Origin of the sequence: Geobacillus thermopakistaniensis (assembly GCF_000498995.1) — a bacterium.
Taxonomy (GTDB): Bacteria; Bacillota; Bacilli; order Bacillales; family Anoxybacillaceae; genus Geobacillus; species Geobacillus thermoleovorans.
On sequence record NZ_AYSF01000111.1, the window covers coordinates 121,547 to 135,693 of the forward strand.

17 protein-coding genes, 1 pseudogene and 1 riboswitch are annotated in these 14,147 nt (G+C 54.8%); of the genes and pseudogenes, 13 read left to right on the forward strand and 5 right to left on the reverse strand.

Translation table 11 applies throughout. From position 1 onward, the window contains the following. The first annotated feature begins 144 nt into the window (after positions 1–144). The gene (locus T260_RS121695) at positions 145–1,470 is read left to right on the forward strand and encodes a M14 family metallopeptidase (protein WP_023634668.1); all 1,326 of its coding nucleotides are present in this window, start codon (positions 145–147) and stop codon (positions 1,468–1,470) included. Positions 1,471–1,505: 35 nt separating this feature from the next. Here T260_RS121695 and T260_RS1000000139290 read toward each other — a convergent pair whose 3' ends face one another. Next, entirely contained in the window at positions 1,506–1,682 is a 177-nt protein-coding gene (locus T260_RS1000000139290; RefSeq protein WP_011231921.1) for a DUF2759 domain-containing protein, read from the reverse strand. Between the two features lie 169 nt (positions 1,683–1,851). Between T260_RS1000000139290 and T260_RS121685 the strand changes: the two genes are divergently transcribed. Together T260_RS121685 and T260_RS121680 are read left to right on the forward strand one after the other, a co-directional pair. Then, positions 1,852–2,484 (forward strand): MBL fold metallo-hydrolase, encoded by a 633-nt coding sequence (locus T260_RS121685; protein WP_011231920.1) that lies wholly within the window; start codon positions 1,852–1,854, stop codon positions 2,482–2,484. Between the two features lie 321 nt (positions 2,485–2,805). Continuing rightward, the gene (locus T260_RS121680; protein ID WP_020278526.1) at positions 2,806–3,939 is read left to right on the forward strand and encodes a class I SAM-dependent methyltransferase; all 1,134 of its coding nucleotides are present in this window, start codon (positions 2,806–2,808) and stop codon (positions 3,937–3,939) included. Positions 3,940–4,022: 83 nt separating this feature from the next. On the opposite strand, the gene T260_RS121675 is transcribed toward T260_RS121680, so the two are convergent. Then, a complete protein-coding gene (locus tag T260_RS121675; RefSeq protein WP_008879854.1) occupies positions 4,023–4,265 on the reverse strand; it encodes a DUF2626 family protein in 243 nt (80 codons plus the stop codon). A 158-nt stretch (positions 4,266–4,423) separates the two neighbouring features. Beyond that, on the reverse strand, positions 4,424–5,122 hold the full coding sequence (locus tag T260_RS121670) for a helix-turn-helix transcriptional regulator (RefSeq protein ID WP_011231918.1): 699 nt from the start codon (positions 5,120–5,122) through the stop codon (positions 4,424–4,426). 192 nt (positions 5,123–5,314) lie between these two features. Between T260_RS121670 and comGA the strand changes: the two genes are divergently transcribed. The 8 genes from comGA (at position 5,315) to T260_RS121630 (ending at position 9,763) form a co-directional block, all read left to right on the forward strand. Next, positions 5,315–6,388, forward strand: coding sequence for a competence type IV pilus ATPase ComGA (comGA, locus tag T260_RS121665; protein WP_023634669.1), 1,074 nt, complete (start codon positions 5,315–5,317; stop codon positions 6,386–6,388). Next, positions 6,385–7,413 carry a competence type IV pilus assembly protein ComGB gene (gene comGB, locus T260_RS121660; RefSeq protein WP_023634670.1) on the forward strand — a complete coding sequence of 343 codons (1,029 nt, stop codon included), beginning with the start codon at positions 6,385–6,387 and terminating at the stop codon, positions 7,411–7,413. The genes comGA and comGB overlap by 4 nt, the downstream gene beginning before the upstream one ends. A 202-nt stretch (positions 7,414–7,615) precedes the next feature. Beyond that, the gene (gene comGC, locus T260_RS121655; RefSeq protein ID WP_011231915.1) at positions 7,616–7,912 is read left to right on the forward strand and encodes a competence type IV pilus major pilin ComGC; all 297 of its coding nucleotides are present in this window, start codon (positions 7,616–7,618) and stop codon (positions 7,910–7,912) included. Continuing rightward, positions 7,902–8,339: a competence type IV pilus minor pilin ComGD gene (gene comGD / locus T260_RS121650; RefSeq protein WP_011231914.1), complete on the forward strand. Its 438-nt coding sequence runs from the start codon at positions 7,902–7,904 to the stop codon at positions 8,337–8,339. Before comGC ends, comGD begins: the two co-directional genes overlap by 11 nt. Continuing rightward, positions 8,323–8,649, forward strand: coding sequence for a type II secretion system protein (locus tag T260_RS121645; RefSeq protein ID WP_011231913.1), 327 nt, complete (start codon positions 8,323–8,325; stop codon positions 8,647–8,649). The genes comGD and T260_RS121645 overlap by 17 nt, the downstream gene beginning before the upstream one ends. After that, complete coding sequence (comGF, locus tag T260_RS121640; RefSeq protein ID WP_021322351.1) at positions 8,628–9,074, forward strand: competence type IV pilus minor pilin ComGF; 447 nt, start codon at positions 8,628–8,630, stop codon at positions 9,072–9,074. The genes T260_RS121645 and comGF overlap by 22 nt, the downstream gene beginning before the upstream one ends. 74 nt (positions 9,075–9,148) lie before the next feature. Next, a complete protein-coding gene (comGG, locus tag T260_RS121635; RefSeq protein WP_011231911.1) occupies positions 9,149–9,538 on the forward strand; it encodes a competence type IV pilus minor pilin ComGG in 390 nt (129 codons plus the stop codon). Between the two features lie 45 nt (positions 9,539–9,583). After that, on the forward strand, positions 9,584–9,763 hold the full coding sequence (locus T260_RS121630; RefSeq protein WP_011231910.1) for a YqzE family protein: 180 nt from the start codon (positions 9,584–9,586) through the stop codon (positions 9,761–9,763). A 102-nt stretch (positions 9,764–9,865) separates the two neighbouring features. Here T260_RS121630 and T260_RS121625 read toward each other — a convergent pair whose 3' ends face one another. Together T260_RS121625 and T260_RS121620 are read right to left on the reverse strand one after the other, a co-directional pair. After that, positions 9,866–10,660: a YqhG family protein gene (locus T260_RS121625; protein ID WP_011231909.1), complete on the reverse strand. Its 795-nt coding sequence runs from the start codon at positions 10,658–10,660 to the stop codon at positions 9,866–9,868. Then, positions 10,647–12,311, reverse strand: a complete 1,665-nt coding sequence (locus T260_RS121620) for a DEAD/DEAH box helicase (protein ID WP_014196337.1) — start codon at positions 12,309–12,311, stop codon at positions 10,647–10,649. The genes T260_RS121625 and T260_RS121620 overlap by 14 nt, the downstream gene beginning before the upstream one ends. A 219-nt stretch (positions 12,312–12,530) precedes the next feature. Further along, positions 12,531–12,619: riboswitch (glycine riboswitch) on the forward strand. Positions 12,620–12,805: 186 nt separating this feature from the next. Between T260_RS121620 and gcvT the strand changes: the two genes are divergently transcribed. Further along, positions 12,806–13,900: a glycine cleavage system aminomethyltransferase GcvT gene (gene gcvT / locus T260_RS121615; protein WP_011231907.1), complete on the forward strand. Its 1,095-nt coding sequence runs from the start codon at positions 12,806–12,808 to the stop codon at positions 13,898–13,900. A gap of 35 nt (positions 13,901–13,935) precedes the next feature. Next, a pseudogene (locus T260_RS121610) lies at positions 13,936–14,118 on the forward strand (glycine dehydrogenase); the annotation flags it as partial. Positions 14,119–14,147: the final 29 nt, after the last annotated feature.

Genomic DNA, 14,147 nt, shown 5'->3' on the forward strand with positions numbered 1-14,147 from the left:
TTATTGTTGGATGATATGAGATTGGAACGAACTTTAAAGAAGGAGATGTTTGCGAACATTCGTGCACTGCCGCCTGCCAGGCGCTCATTTTTTGCCGTCTGCCGACATATGTTAAGGTAAAGAAATGGGAAGGGGAGACGGCGCATGCACCTTCAAGCATGGCCCGGCGATACGTTTGAAACATATGGACGATGGTTTTCGGTGCCGACTGAACTGATCATCGATTCGAATCCGCATGTGGAAGAGGGATTGCGCCCTGGGCAGACCGTTGCCATCCCGGGATACGCGCCGATCGATACGTGGGAAGCGCTCGCTGACCGCCTATCGCTGCCGACGGAGGTGCTGCGGCGGCTGCCGGGGGCGATGGCGGTCATCAACGGAACAGCGCCGCTGCCGAAGCGGATTTCGTCCCCGGTCGTCCGCAGCGTCCGTCCGTACGATTTTGCCGCTTTGATGGAGGATATCACCGCCCTCGTCTGTCGCTATCCGTTTGTGCGCCAGCGGACNTTTTCGGCGCTGTTTTGGGCGATGGCGGTCATCAACGGAACAGCGCCGCTGCCGAAGCGGATTTCGTCCCCGGTCGTCCGCAGCGTCCGTCCGTACGATTTTGCCGCTTTGATGGAGGATATCACCGCCCTCGTCTGTCGCTATCCGTTTGTGCGCCAGCGGACGATCGGCCATAGCGTTCTCGGCTTGCCGCTCGTTGAACTGCAAATCGGCCGCGGGCCGGTGCGCGTGCATATGAACGGATCATTCCACGCGAATGAGTGGATCACGACGGCCGTAATCATGGCGCTCATCGACGAGTACGCGAGGGCGTTGGTTAACGATGACGAGCTTGCTGGCCATCGGGTGCTTGATTATTACCGTAAAGTGACTCTTTCCGTTGTGCCGATGGTCAATCCTGACGGCGTCAACCTTGTGCTGAACGGCCCGCCGGAAGAAGAGCCGCATCGGAGCGAAGTCGTCTGCATCAACGGTGGATCGCTCGACTTTTCGCAATGGAAAGCGAACATCCGCGGCGTTGATTTAAACAATCAATTCCCAGCTAACTGGGAAATAGAACAGGCCCGCAAACCGCCGAAAGCGCCGGCACCGCGTGATTTTCCAGGATTCGCCCCACTTACGGAGCCGGAGGCGAAAGCGATGGCGGAGCTCGCCGAGTCGGGCGATTTTGCGATGGTCGTCGCGTTTCATACACAAGGCAAGGAAATTTATTGGGGATATGAAGGGTTCGAGCCGCCGGAGGCGAAGGCAACGGTTCAGGCGATGGCTGAAGCAAGCGGCTACCAGGCTGTTCGCTACATTGACAGCCATGCCGGCTACCGCGATTGGTTCATTCAAACGTGGAGACGGCGCGGTTACACGGTGGAGCTCGGCGAGGGTGTCAATCCATTGCCGCTCTCGCAGTTTGCGCGAATATACCGCGACAGCCTCGGCCTGTTTTTAGCAGCGCTCAAAATGGCATAAAAAAACGCAAGAGGCATGATTCGCCTCTTGCGTTTTCAGTGCGTGCCGGTTGGAATGCCATGATGTAAAATGGTCATGATGGTAAACCAGCCGAATACGGCGGTAGTGGCAAGTCCAAACAAAAATCCGAGCACGTTTTTCTCGCGCAATGTACGGAGCATTCCATAAAGGGCAAGCAACGTCACAAGTGCAAAAATAATGACCGTACCCATCGTTTTACCCCCTCATGAAACAGTATGTACAAACGTGTCCATTCTTTTTCATTGTAATCTTTTTTCCTCCATTTGTCGAGGTCCCTTTCTCTTTTCTCTTCCATCGCTTGAAAAAAAGCAGTAAAATAAAGTTAAATATTGGACATGTCAAGGAAAGGAGGAGATGGCCATGGAATGGACGCGCATCCCTGTCGGCCCGATTCAGGCCAACGCTTACTTGTTGTCGTCTGCAGATCGACAATGCCTGATCGTTGACCCCGGCGCGGAAGGCGCGGCGCTCGTCCGCCGGATCGAGGAAAAAGGGCTGACCCCGTTGGCGATTTTGCTGACGCATGCGCATTTTGACCATATTGGCGGCATCCCGGACGTGCTTGCCCGCTGGGACATTCCAGTGTATGTGCACGAAAAGGAAAAACAATGGCTGCAAGATCCGGCATTGAATGGCTCGCTTTATTTCGGCGGTCCGGTCGCTGTCCGCTGCGAACCGACATGCCTGAAAGGACCGACGGTGCTGAACATTGGTCCGTTTGCGTTGGATGTCCGCGAAACGCCGGGTCATTCCCCGGGCAGCGTCTCGTATTATTGCAAACAAGCCAATATTGTGTTTTCCGGCGATGCGCTGTTTGCCGGCAGCATCGGACGCACGGATTTGCCAGGCGGCAACCATCAGCAGCTGTTGAAAAGCATTCATGACGAACTGCTTACGCTGCCGGAGGAAACGATCGTTCTTTCAGGCCATGGGCCAGAGACGACGATCGCCGCGGAGATGGATGCAAATCCGTTTTTGCATGGGTTTTCGTAAGAAAAAAAGCCGTCTACGTCGGCTTCACACAAGCAATTCCCTCGGGCAAACGCAGGCGGCTCCTTTGGGCAAGGAAAAGCGCAACGGAAGGCCTCCTGGCGCCGGAACACACAAAAAAACCCTTCTTAGCCGCGCCAAGAAGGGTTTTTGGGGGATGTTCTATCCACAATAATGGGAGGGGATATAGTTAAGCTGCTACTATAACAATATATGATTATTTTCACTATGTCAACAGTAAAAAAGTGAACGACTCCCACTTCACTTTGCTTGAGGCGGGAGCTTCTTTCGGAATGATGATGAAGACGGGGTAGAGAAATGGTGATGGGTCGATTGTATGAACAGATTGCCGCAGCGCCGGGTGGGCGGGTGTCGTACGCCGATTACATGCAGATGGTTCTTTACGACGAACGATTCGGCTACTATATGCGAGAGCGGGCGAAAATCGGCAAGGAAGGCGATTTTTTTACGAACAGCTCATTCGCGCCGGTGTTTGGCAAAGCGCTTGCTTCGCTTTGGGTTCGGATGGTGGAACAGAGCGGCCTGCCGCCCGCTGTTTGCGAGTGGGGGGGCGGAGACGGAAGATTGGCGCTTTCGGTATTGGAAGAATGGAAGAAAAAAAGTCCACATACATACGACCGCTTGTCGTATACGATCATCGACCAAAGCCCGTTCCACCGCCGGCGCCAGCGCGAAACGCTTCAACCCGCAGCCGAGAAGGTGGAGCAATATGACGATGTCTCTCGCTGGCTGGCCGAGCGTGGGCCGTTTTCCGGCATTGTGTTTAGCAACGAATTTTTTGATGCGTTTCCCGTTCACGTCATTGTAAAGGAAGGCGGCGTTTTGCACGAATGTTTTGTCGCCGCCCGCGATGGCCGGCTCGTTGAAGAAAAGGCGCCGCTTTGCCGTCCCGCTATTGTCCGCTATTTACATGAGCGCGGATTGGATCTTGCTGAAGGGCAAAGGCTTGAGGTGCCTCTCGCGATGAAGGCGTTTTGGCTCGAGGTTGGGCCGCTGTTTCATCAGGCGGTGATGGTGACGGTCGACTATGGCTATACGGACGAACAGTTGCGCGCCCCGGCACGGCGGCATGGAAGCTTGCGCGGATATTTCCGCCATCAGCTTGTTGCCGACCCGCTTCGCCATCCGGGGGAGATGGACTTGACGAGCCATGTACAATGGGATGCGCTTCGCTTGTACGCCCGTCAGGCTGGGTGGGAGGAAGTGGCGTTCGTTCGCCAAGATCGGTTTTTGCTCGCGGCCGGCCTTTTGCATGAATGGAACGTTTCAGAAGGCGGCGATTTCTTTTCGCCGGCAAGCCGCCAAAATCGAATGATCCGCGCGCTGATCGCCGACGATGGCGTCAGCCGCTTTTTTGACGTGCTTATTTTGCAGAAAGGAATGAGTCTCCCCGCGCGAGACTTTTGGCCAGCGCCCGAGTTTTTGCCGGCCGATTAACGGCTTCCTTCGCCTATCTGCAATGGAGAAAAGGGGTTCCGGTCAAAGCGGCAAAAAAACAGGCAGGAGGTTCTGCCTGTTTTTTATTCACCCATGCCGGGCACCATCATAAAAGTCGTCCAATACGTAAATGCCGCGAAGAAAATCGTCAAATATGCCCCGAAAATGTAAATGTACATTCTCTCGGTCAGCTTTAAAAAGCCGAGGAACAGGAAAAATACGGTTTGGCCAAAGAAGATGAGCGACGTCGTATGCATATGGCCAAGGTAAAACATGACAGCAAAAATGCCGGTCCAAAAGGCGAGCACGCGGAACATGCGGTCCATTATGTATCCCTCCTTTGTTTGTGCAAACCATTGGTCCTTACTTATTATAATGTACAATGATTGGGAATGTAAATAACGCTTTCGGACAAGTGGTAAGAAATGATGCCAATGCCGGCCGTTGCTTGCTTCAGACAAAAAAGAAGGAAGGAGGGACGCTGTCACGGACGGATGATGGTGCGGTAGGCGCAGCGGTGGCTGCCTTCCATCATATTTTCCGTTTCCGTTACTTCAGCACCGGCAAACAGCGTCTCGACCATTCCCTCCAAAAAAGCGTGGTGCATGCCGCAGACGGTATCAGGTGCTTGCGCGGCGATTTCTTTGAACGGGCAGTTGAAAATATCGAGGTATAGCACTCCTTTTTCTTCATCATAGTGCAATTGCGGCAAAAATCCAGCCGCTTCGGCCGCCTCTTCCATTATGGCGATTTTGTCCGCCATGGTGAGCGCGCTCGCTGTGCCGTTATGCGGCAAACGGCTGGCGATGAGCTCACGGCCGAACCGCTTTCCTGTTTCACGCAACGCCTCGCTTCCAATGGGACCGAGTTTGGCCATCGTTTGAATGGCGATGCGGGCGAGGAGTTGATAATCGCGGAACGGAAAATACAGCCCGATCACTTCGTCGGACAGGCGGTACAGCCGGCTCGGCCGCCCGCCTTTTCCCGTTTTTTGCGTATCCGATACGACCATGCGAACGTCTTCAAGCTTCGTTAAATGCAAGCGGGCAACGTTTGGATGGATATGAAATTTTTCTGCGATTTCTTGAACAGAAACTTCGCGATGCACTTTTGCCATATATTCATAAATATGAAATCTTGTCGGGTCAGACAATACGCTTGTGATTTTCAGCGTTTGTTCCATTGGTTTCCCTCCTAAATGAATCATTGATATGGTTATTATAATGAAATCGTCCAAAGCGAGGAATGATTTTTGTCACTATTGGCAGTGAGTGGACTGACATTCAAAAAAATTTCACAAAAAAGCTGCGCCAAAAGCAGGATAACGACTCATGCTCGTCGAAATACAAAGCAGTCTGTCGAAAGGAGGGAATATGTGCTGAACGAGATCGAACAAACGGCAAACCGCCTTCTCGCCGAAGCGGTGCAGCGCCGCGCCTCGGATCTTCACCTCGTTCCGCGCCGCCGCGATGCCGCTGTTCGTCTTCGGCTTGATGGCATGCTTGTCGACGTTGGCGTGCTTTCGAAGGAAACGGCGGAACGTCTCATCGCCCACTTTAAATTTTTAGCCGGCATGGACATCGGGGAACGACGCCGTCCGCAAAGCGGCGCCATGGAAGTGGCTGAGTTTGGGGAAACGGTGTATTTGCGTTTATCGACATTGCCGACGCTCTACGATGAAAGCCTCGTCATTCGGCTTCTGCCGCAGCGCCTCTCGCTGCCGCTTCGCGAACTATCTTTATTCTTCCGCTCCACCGCACGATTATTTTCCTTCATGCAGCATCCGCAAGGGCTTGTGCTGTTGACCGGCCCGACGGGGTCGGGAAAAACGACGACCCTCTACACCCTTCTTGATCTTTGCCAAGCTGAAAGGCAACGCAACATCATCACGCTTGAAGATCCGATCGAAAAACAGAACGAACGATTGTTGCAAGTGCAAATCAATGAAAAAGCAGGCATCACATACGCCGCCGGGTTAAAAGCGGCGCTGCGCCATGACCCGGATGTGTTGATGGTCGGCGAGATCCGCGATCATGATACGGCGGCCATTGCCATCCGTTCAGCGTTGAGCGGCCATTTGGTCGTCTCGACGATGCACGCCGCCGATGCAGTCGGCGCCGTCTACCGGCTGCATGAATTCGGCATTCCGCTCGGCGATTTGGCCGAGACGCTGCTTGCCGTCTCTGCCCAGCGGCTTGTCGAGCTTTGCTGCCCGCTGTGCGGCGACGATTGCCATCCATCGTGCGGCCGTCTTGGACGACGCCGGCGCACGGCTGTTTATGAGTTGCTTTGCGGTTCAGCGCTGGAGGACGTGATTCGTTCCCTCTCCAATGGGAGAGGGAAGCCAAAGCGCTCTAATATGACGCTGGCGCGCTTGATCCGCAAGGGGATTGCGCTCGGCTACCTGCCCGTTCGCATGCTTGAGCTCGTCGGAGGGGGAGAAAGATGAAACGCAAAATGTGGCCGCTCGCTGAACAGGCGTTGTTTTTCACTCGGCTCGGCCGGTTGCTCGAGCGCGGTTACCCCCTTGGGCAAGCGCTTGAGTTTTTGGCCATTCAGGCTCCCACACACCGCCGGATGGAAGTGGAACGCTGTCTGCAGCAGCTGCGCGCCGGGTTGCCGCTGTTTGCGGCTGTCGAAGCGCTGTCGGTCGACCGCATGGCGGTTAACCTTCTCTTTTTTGCCGAACGGCATGGCGATTTACCGCGCGGCATGGCAGAGACAGGGGAAGCGCTGGCGCAAAAAGCGCGCTTCTACGAGCAGCTTCACCGCTTCAGCCGCTATCCGCTGTTCCTTCTTTCTTTGCTCATCATCATGCTCGTCTTGATGGAATGGTGGCTGCTGCCGCAGTTTGAACGGGCGGCGGCGGCGTTTTCTCCACAACGCGGGCACACCGCTTGGCTGCTTGCGGTGGTCGCCCATGCCCCTATGGCGATGGCGGCCATCGCCGTCTTGGCGGTGTTCTCCGGGCTGTTTTACACCGCTTATTTCCGCCGCTGGCCGGTCTCCCGAAAACTTCAATTCGCCTTGCGAATTCCAGGGCTTGCTTCGTTTCTGAGACTGTTCCTCACCTGCCTGACTGCCCGACAGCTCGGGCGCTTGCTGCAGGCCGGGTTGTCGGTTTATGATGCGCTCGGCGTGTTCAGCGAGCCGTCGTCCTGGCCATTTTTGCAAATGGAAGGCCGGCGCCTTCGCCACGGGTTGATGAAAGGGATGGCGCTTGACAGATTAATCGGCGTCGCCCGCTATTACGAACAAGAGCTGGCGCTTGTCATCCGCCACGGCCAGTCGAACGGCGAGCTTGGCAAAGAACTTGAACATTACAGCGAGTTTTTGCTGCAGGTGATGGAACAACGAATCGAGTCGGTCTTAAAATGCATGCAGCCGCTTTTGTTGGCGGTGGTTGGCTCGTTTGTCGTCGGCATGTATTTGGCGATTTTGTTGCCGATGTTTTCTATGTTGAATGAACTGTAAATAACTTCCGTTTAACAAGGATGGGACGGCTCTGTAGGAACAAGATGCTCAATCTTGATATGTTGGCTCCTTGAGAGAGGGACGCGCCCCTCCTCCCAAGGCCCAATCAATGAACAGACTCGATGGTCAAGGAACGGATCGAACTGAACCGGCCATTCGCTAAGCGCTCTTTCTGAAATTTCGTATGCGAGGAGGAGTGACAATGAATCAAAAGGGATTCACATTGATCGAAATGTTGATCGTTATGATGGTGATTTCTGTCCTGCTGCTGATTGCCATTCCGAATATGACAAAGCACAACAGCATGATCAATTCGAAAGGATGCGAGGCGTTTTTGAACACCGTGCAAGCGCAGGTGAAAGCGTATGAGATGGAGCATAACAAAATTCCGACGGTGCAGGAATTGCTCGCTGGCCGCTATATCAAGTCGGACAAATGTCCGAACGGTCATGCCATCCAAATCAGCGCGAACGGCGATGTGAGTGAAAGTGGCTCGTAACGGCGGGTTTACGCTGCTTGAGATGCTGATCGTTTTCTCGGTGGTGCTGGTGCTTGCCGCGCTGGCTGTTCCGACGCTTGGCGGCGCTGTGCGCCATCAAGAGGAGATGTATATGCTGGCTGTGCTGCGCGCGGATTTGTATGGCGCGCAGCAGCATGCCATCGCCCGGCGGGTGAATGTAGCGGTTTTTTTTACAGACGGCGGCGCTGGGTACAAGGCGATTGATGCAACGAGCGGCCGGCAGATTGTCGCTCGTTCGCTCCCTTCTCCGTGGCGGTTTCGGCTCGGCACGCTGCGCAATCCGCTCATCTTTACTGACAACGGCAACATTGAACGGGCTGGAACTATTTGGATAGGGGGTGGCCAAATAACTTATAAAGTCACCTTTTTGCTGGGGAAAGGGCGATTTTATGTGCAAAAAATGTAGCGGCGGATTTTTGCTTGTTGAAGCATTGTTCGCTTTGGCGCTGCTATGGACGACAGCGGCCGTTCTTCTTCCACTGTTGATGCAAATGGCGCATGAGCGCAACAGCTTCATTCTCGAGGAGAAAGCGCGCCGGCTGTTGGCCATCGCGTTGTATGAGGAGCCGCTTGCCGGAGAAACCATGATCGCCGACGGGCGTACAGTATTTCGGCTGCAAGCGAGCGATGAAGGGGGACGAATGTGGAAAGTATGCGTGCGTTGGAACGATTACGTCGGCCGCGAGATGGAGCGGTGCGGGTATGGCAAGCGGTAGCGGCAAAAGAAAACGGGTTTACGATGATCGAAGCGCTGTTGGCGCTGGCGGCTGCGATGGCGGTGGCGGCGGTCGTTCCGGCGTTGTTGTCCGTCCGCTTGCTGGCTCCGGAGCCGACGGACGCGTTTTCCCGATTGGAATGGCGGCTGTTTTTGCAACAGCTGCAAATCGAGCTGAATGAAACGAGGCAGTGGTCGACTGGGGGCCATGTCCTCTATTTGCAAAAATGGAGCGGTGAGACGGTCAGTTTTTCTGTTGTTGCGTCAAGAGCCCAACTGATCCGCCAGGTGGACGGCGCTGGCAATGAAACGGCGCTCCGTCATGTGCGCGCTGTTTCGTACCGCGCCGGCACCCGCGGGATATTTTTGCAAGTGACGGCTGATGACGGCACCGTTTGCGAGGCGTTTGTGGCGCGGGCGTTTTAGCGGGCGGCTTGTACGGTGAGACCCCCTTGACCGCCGCTTCCCCCTTTTAGACTGGAAAAACGAGGGAAGGGGAAATGGGTCGACAAGATGGTGTCATTTTTCCGATTGTGGCTGTCGTTTCTTTGTTGCTTGTCTTTTCTGTCACGCATGTCTTGCTCCTCTATGAAGCGGAACGACAGGCGGCTTATGCGGCCCGGCAGGCAGCCGAGGCGGACGAGCTTGTGCAGATGGCCGTGTTTGACGTAAAAGAACGCATCGCATCAGCCGATCCGTCGACCGCGGGAGAGGCTGGGGAATGGACCTATCCGCGCGGAAGGGCCGTCTACCGGTGGGTGCGGGAAGATGCAGCGCACGTTCGGGTTTCTTTGTCCATCCGTTCAGCCTCTGGGCTGAGGCGCGCTGTCATGTTTACTGTCACGCTTCCGGCGCTTCATATTGTCGAATGGAGCGAGCAAAACGGTTAAAAGAGGAAAGAAGCGGAAAAACTAAAAGAAAAAAGGGGGGATTTGATGGCGGTCAACGATTATGTCAAGTTTGTCACCCAACAATTTGTCGCCTACATGGACTTGCCGAAAGAGGAGCGGAGGCAGCGGCGTCAGGTGCGGAAACAAGAGCAGCTTCCGCTTTCATACCGCTTGTTTGGCATGGTGCCGCTTTCGCTTCGCTTGCTGTTTCGGCGCCGCCCGTAGCAGCCGCCCGCTGGCCTAGGCCGGCGGGCGGTTTTCGTGCCGACGGAAGGGAGTTCGTCGGTTTGAGCGCTGTGAGCCGGATGGACCCATCCCGGGGTTGATTCACGATGAGCGGGGCAGCAAATAAAACAGTCCGCCGTTGATGACGGAAACGGTGATGCGCGGCTTGTACTGCTTTTCCAACGCTTCCTTCTCAATATAATAGCACTCCGGCTTTTCTTCGCAGTCTTTGTAAAATTCATCAAGCAACGCCAAATCGTCGGCCCAGCGTCGGCGCGCCTCATCCGCCCACGCATGGTTGTCGGCGGCGATGCGGCTGCGTATGTATTGCTCGAGACGGCCGATGCCGCTTCTCGGTTTAATGAGCGGGGAGATGGTGAAACAGTAATCAGGGATTTTCGGCGTCAGCCGTCGCTCGCGCATCCGCTCATGAAACGACTCGACGATCGTTCCGCTAATGAGATGAAGGCCAAGGGAGACGATTTCATCTTTTTTTCGGTCGCATTCGTACGAAATCGTGACGTTCATGCCGAGCCATGGATGGAGGGCGGCGTTGCCGTCCAAAGGCGCGCTTGGCTCCTCATACAGGCGGATGAAGCTGCCGCGTTTTTGCGCTGAGCGGAACAGCTGGTGCAGCCGGGGAGCGCCGAAATGGAGGCGCTCGCCTTTGAGTTTGTCCGTCCGCTCGCTCGCGCGGGTGATGAGCGTCAGTCGCATCGGCTGCGGCACGCCGCCTGTCCGTTCAATATAATGCCAGTAAAACGGCCGATTCATCAGTTCTTTGTCCATTTCTGCCGTCAGCTGCACGGTGAGGTAGTCGTCGCTTGCTTCCACAAACGTGCAGCCGTTGGCCGCAAAATAGCGTTCGACAAAGCGGCGGATTTCATGTTGCTGCATGCCGCTCTCCTCCTTCCTTTCCAAGCTGCTCCGCCAGCTCGATCATCGCGACGATGTTTTCCATTTTGATTTTCATCTCCCCTTCGCTTCGTGAATGAACGAAGGCGTCTTCGAAGTAGCGCTCCAGGTTGGCGAGGTTCATTTTCGCCAAAATGTCGTCCAGCTCGCCGACGACTCGTTCGAACAGGCGGATTTTTTCGTACAGAAGCGTTAAAATATGTTCTTCGACCGTCTGTTTGACAGCGAAGTTATAAATGTAGACGTCATCCGTCTGCCCGAGCCGGTGGACGCGGCCGATTCGCTGCTCAAGGCGCATCGGGTTCCACGGCAAGTCGTAGTTGATGACATAGCGGCAAAACTGCAAGTTGATGCCCTCGCCGCCCGCCTCGGTGGCGATGAACACTTGGGCGTGGTGTTTAAACAGTTCCTGCATCCAGTCTTTTTTGCCGCGCCGGAAGCCGCCGCGAAACGGAACGGACGAGATGCCGTGCTGCTTTAAAAACCATTGCAAGTAAAGCTGCGTCGCCCGGTATTCCGTGAAAATAATGACTTTGTCATGAATGGAACGGATAAGCTCGAGCGCTTTTTCCGCCTTTGAGTTCGTCGTGACGGCGTTGATTTTTTCCAATACGCGTTCAAGCGGCTCCGGAACCGCTCCGCTGCATTTATCGATCATGTTTTTGATCGTGAGAAACAGCGCCTCGCGGCTGCTGCACGCCTCACGAAGAAGCGTGATGAGCGAAAACGAGCCGGCGAACGATTCGCGGCGGAGCGCCTTGACCGCTTCATACAGTTCCCGCTCCTCATTCGTAAACTCGATCAGCACCGGTTCAACGTGGCGCTTCGCCCATTCGATCGGCGTATCGGCGCGGCGGTTGCGGATCATCACTTTGTTGACGAGCGCTTTTAAATGGTCGTTCGTCTGTACGGCCCGCGTTTTTCCGTACGTTTTGGCAAACTGTTCCGAGCTGCCTAAATGGCCGGGTTTCAACAGCGAGACGAGGTTGAAAATTTCTTCGATCCGGTTTTGGATCGGCGTCGCTGTCAGGAGCAAACAAAACTTCTTTTTTAAATTTTGCACAAACTCGTAGTTTTTCGTTTTGTTATTTTTCAGTTTGTGCGCCTCGTCGATGATGATCATGTCGTACGACTGCCCGTAGATGATGTCACGGTGCGGCGGTTTTTTCGCCGTGTCGATCGAGGAAACGACGATATCGCACTGCTCCCAGACGTAGCTCTTTTTCTGCTGGACGGCCGGGATGAAAAATTTTTCGTTCAACTCTCTCACCCATTGCGAAACAAGGGAGGCGGGAACGAGAATCAGCGCTTTTTTCACAAGGCCGCGAATCATATATTCTTTTAAGACGAGCCCGGCCTCGATCGTTTTTCCAAGCCCGACTTCATCCGCCAAAATGGCTTTGCCGTTCATCTCCTCGACGACGCGGCGCGCCACTTCAAGCTGGTGCGGAAGGATCGTCAAGTGGGGCAGGTGTTTGGGCGCCTGCAAGCCATTAAATTCTGGGACGCTTAAATGATGGGCGGCCTCAAGAGCCAGTTCGTACATTTCCCAGCTCGCCCACGGACCGTCTTTTTCGATGCGTGCCAAAAATTCCTCCTTCCATGTTTCATCCATTTCAAGGTCAATGTTCATGGCGATCCCCTTCCCTTGTTGCGAATGTTTATATAGATTGCATGTGGTATGTTGAATAAAAAAAGAACATTATTATGACTAATTGCCATGAAAGTTCGATTATTTCCTATTGCCCTTTGACTGTGATTGATGGTAGTATAAATTTAGAACATTCTCATGACTCGTTGATCAGGGTGTTTGTTAGTATGCCCGATATGGAAACAATTTATTGATGGGCGGATGACGGCAAGGGGAGAGACTACGGAATGTAGCGCCGAAGGAGCAAGCGGAAACGCGAATCTCTCAGGCAAAAAGACTCTTGCTTGACGCAGCTCTGGAGAGCGCCTGCGTTCACGCAGGCCACCCAAGAGGAAACCGATCGGCCCCATGGACCGCGAACGGACGCGCCAAACGGGCCGGCGGGAAACTTTCAGGTGCCAGGACAGAGCCCCCTTACTTGTTGATAGGGGAAGTCTGTCCTTTTTTGTGTGACGTGGATCAAAGGAGGGAATCAGATGCTAAAGCGCACGCCCCTATTCTCGGTGTACGCCCGTTGCGGCGCCAAAACGATTGAATTTGGCGGCTGGGAAATGCCGGTGCAGTTTTCCAGCATCAAGGAAGAACATGAGGCTGTAAGAACGCGCGCCGGGCTGTTTGACGTCTCCCATATGGGGGAAATTGTCGTCCGCGGCCGTGGGAGCCTCGCGTTTTTGCAAAAGCTCATGACCAATGACGTCGCCAAACTGCGGCCCGGCCGGGCGCAATATACGCTCATGTGCTATGAGGACGGCGGCACAGTCGATGATTTGCTCATCTATCAAAAAGGAGAGAATGACTACTTGCTGGTCGTCAACGCAGCGAATACGGAAAAAGACTTCGCTTGGCTAAGCGGGCATGTTGAGGGCGACGTCGAGCTTCAAGATGTATCGTCCGAAACGGCTCAGCTTGCCTTGCAAGGGCCGGCAGCGGAGCGCGTCTTGCAGCGATTGACGGATTTTGATTTGGCGGCGCTGCGCCCGTTTTCATTCGCCGACGGCGTCGAAGTCTCGGGCGTGAAGGCGCTCGTTTCGCGCACCGGCTATACGGGGGAAGACGGGTTTGAGCTATATTGTAAAGCGGAAGACGCCGCCGCGCTATGGGAGGCGATCCTAGCGGCCGGAGCTCGTGACAGCGTTCTCCCATGCGGACTGGGGGCGCGCGATACGCTCCGCTTTGAAGCATGCCTGCCGCTTTACGGTCAAGAGCTGTCCGACTCGATTTCACCAGTTGAAGCCGGGCTTGGTTTTGCCGTCAAAACGGAAAAAGAGACGCCGTTTATCGGCCAAGCTGTATTGAAACGGCAAAAAGAGGAAGGGCCGCCGCGCCGGCTCGTCGGCATTGAAATGATCGACAGAGGCATTCCGCGCCACGGATACCTTGTATTTGCCGACGGCGAAGAGGTCGGGTTCGTCACGACCGGCACGCAGTCGCCGACGCTGAAGAAAAACATCGGCTTGGCCTTGGTGAAAGCGGATGTGGCTGCCATCGGCCGGGAGGTGGAGGTGGACATCCGCGGCAAGCGGCTGAAAGCGAACATCGTGCCGATTCCGTTTTACAGGCGGGCCAAGTGACGATTCCAAAGCGACAAGGAAAGGGGAAAAACGCAGTGCTCCATCGTTATTTGCCGATGACGGAAGAAGACAAACAGGAGATGCTGAAGACGATCGGCGTCGCCTCGATTGACGACTTGTTTGCCGATATTCCAGAACAAGTCCGCTTCCGCGGCGAGCTGAAGGTGAAACCGGCCAAATCCGAGCCAGAGCTGTGGAAAGAGCTTGCGGCCTTAGCGGTTTTCGGCTTTCTTTTGAGATGATGGGG

Coding starts and splice junctions, on each gene's coding strand:
- T260_RS1000000139290 (WP_011231921.1), bottom strand. CDS start 1,682: ATGGGTACGGTCATTATTTTTGCACTTGTGACGTTGCTTGCCCTTTAT.
- T260_RS121685 (WP_011231920.1), top strand. CDS start 1,852: ATGGAATGGACGCGCATCCCTGTCGGCCCGATTCAGGCCAACGCTTAC.
- T260_RS121680 (WP_020278526.1), top strand. CDS start 2,806: ATGGGTCGATTGTATGAACAGATTGCCGCAGCGCCGGGTGGGCGGGTG.
- T260_RS121675 (WP_008879854.1), bottom strand. CDS start 4,265: ATGGACCGCATGTTCCGCGTGCTCGCCTTTTGGACCGGCATTTTTGCT.
- T260_RS121670 (WP_011231918.1), bottom strand. CDS start 5,122: ATGGAACAAACGCTGAAAATCACAAGCGTATTGTCTGACCCGACAAGA.
- comGB (WP_023634670.1), top strand. CDS start 6,385: ATGAAACGCAAAATGTGGCCGCTCGCTGAACAGGCGTTGTTTTTCACT.
- comGC (WP_011231915.1), top strand. CDS start 7,616: ATGAATCAAAAGGGATTCACATTGATCGAAATGTTGATCGTTATGATG.
- T260_RS121645 (WP_011231913.1), top strand. CDS start 8,323: ATGTGCAAAAAATGTAGCGGCGGATTTTTGCTTGTTGAAGCATTGTTC.
- comGG (WP_011231911.1), top strand. CDS start 9,149: ATGGGTCGACAAGATGGTGTCATTTTTCCGATTGTGGCTGTCGTTTCT.
- T260_RS121630 (WP_011231910.1), top strand. CDS start 9,584: ATGGCGGTCAACGATTATGTCAAGTTTGTCACCCAACAATTTGTCGCC.
- T260_RS121625 (WP_011231909.1), bottom strand. CDS start 10,660: ATGCAGCAACATGAAATCCGCCGCTTTGTCGAACGCTATTTTGCGGCC.
- T260_RS121620 (WP_014196337.1), bottom strand. CDS start 12,311: ATGAACATTGACCTTGAAATGGATGAAACATGGAAGGAGGAATTTTTG.
- gcvT (WP_011231907.1), top strand. CDS start 12,806: ATGCTAAAGCGCACGCCCCTATTCTCGGTGTACGCCCGTTGCGGCGCC.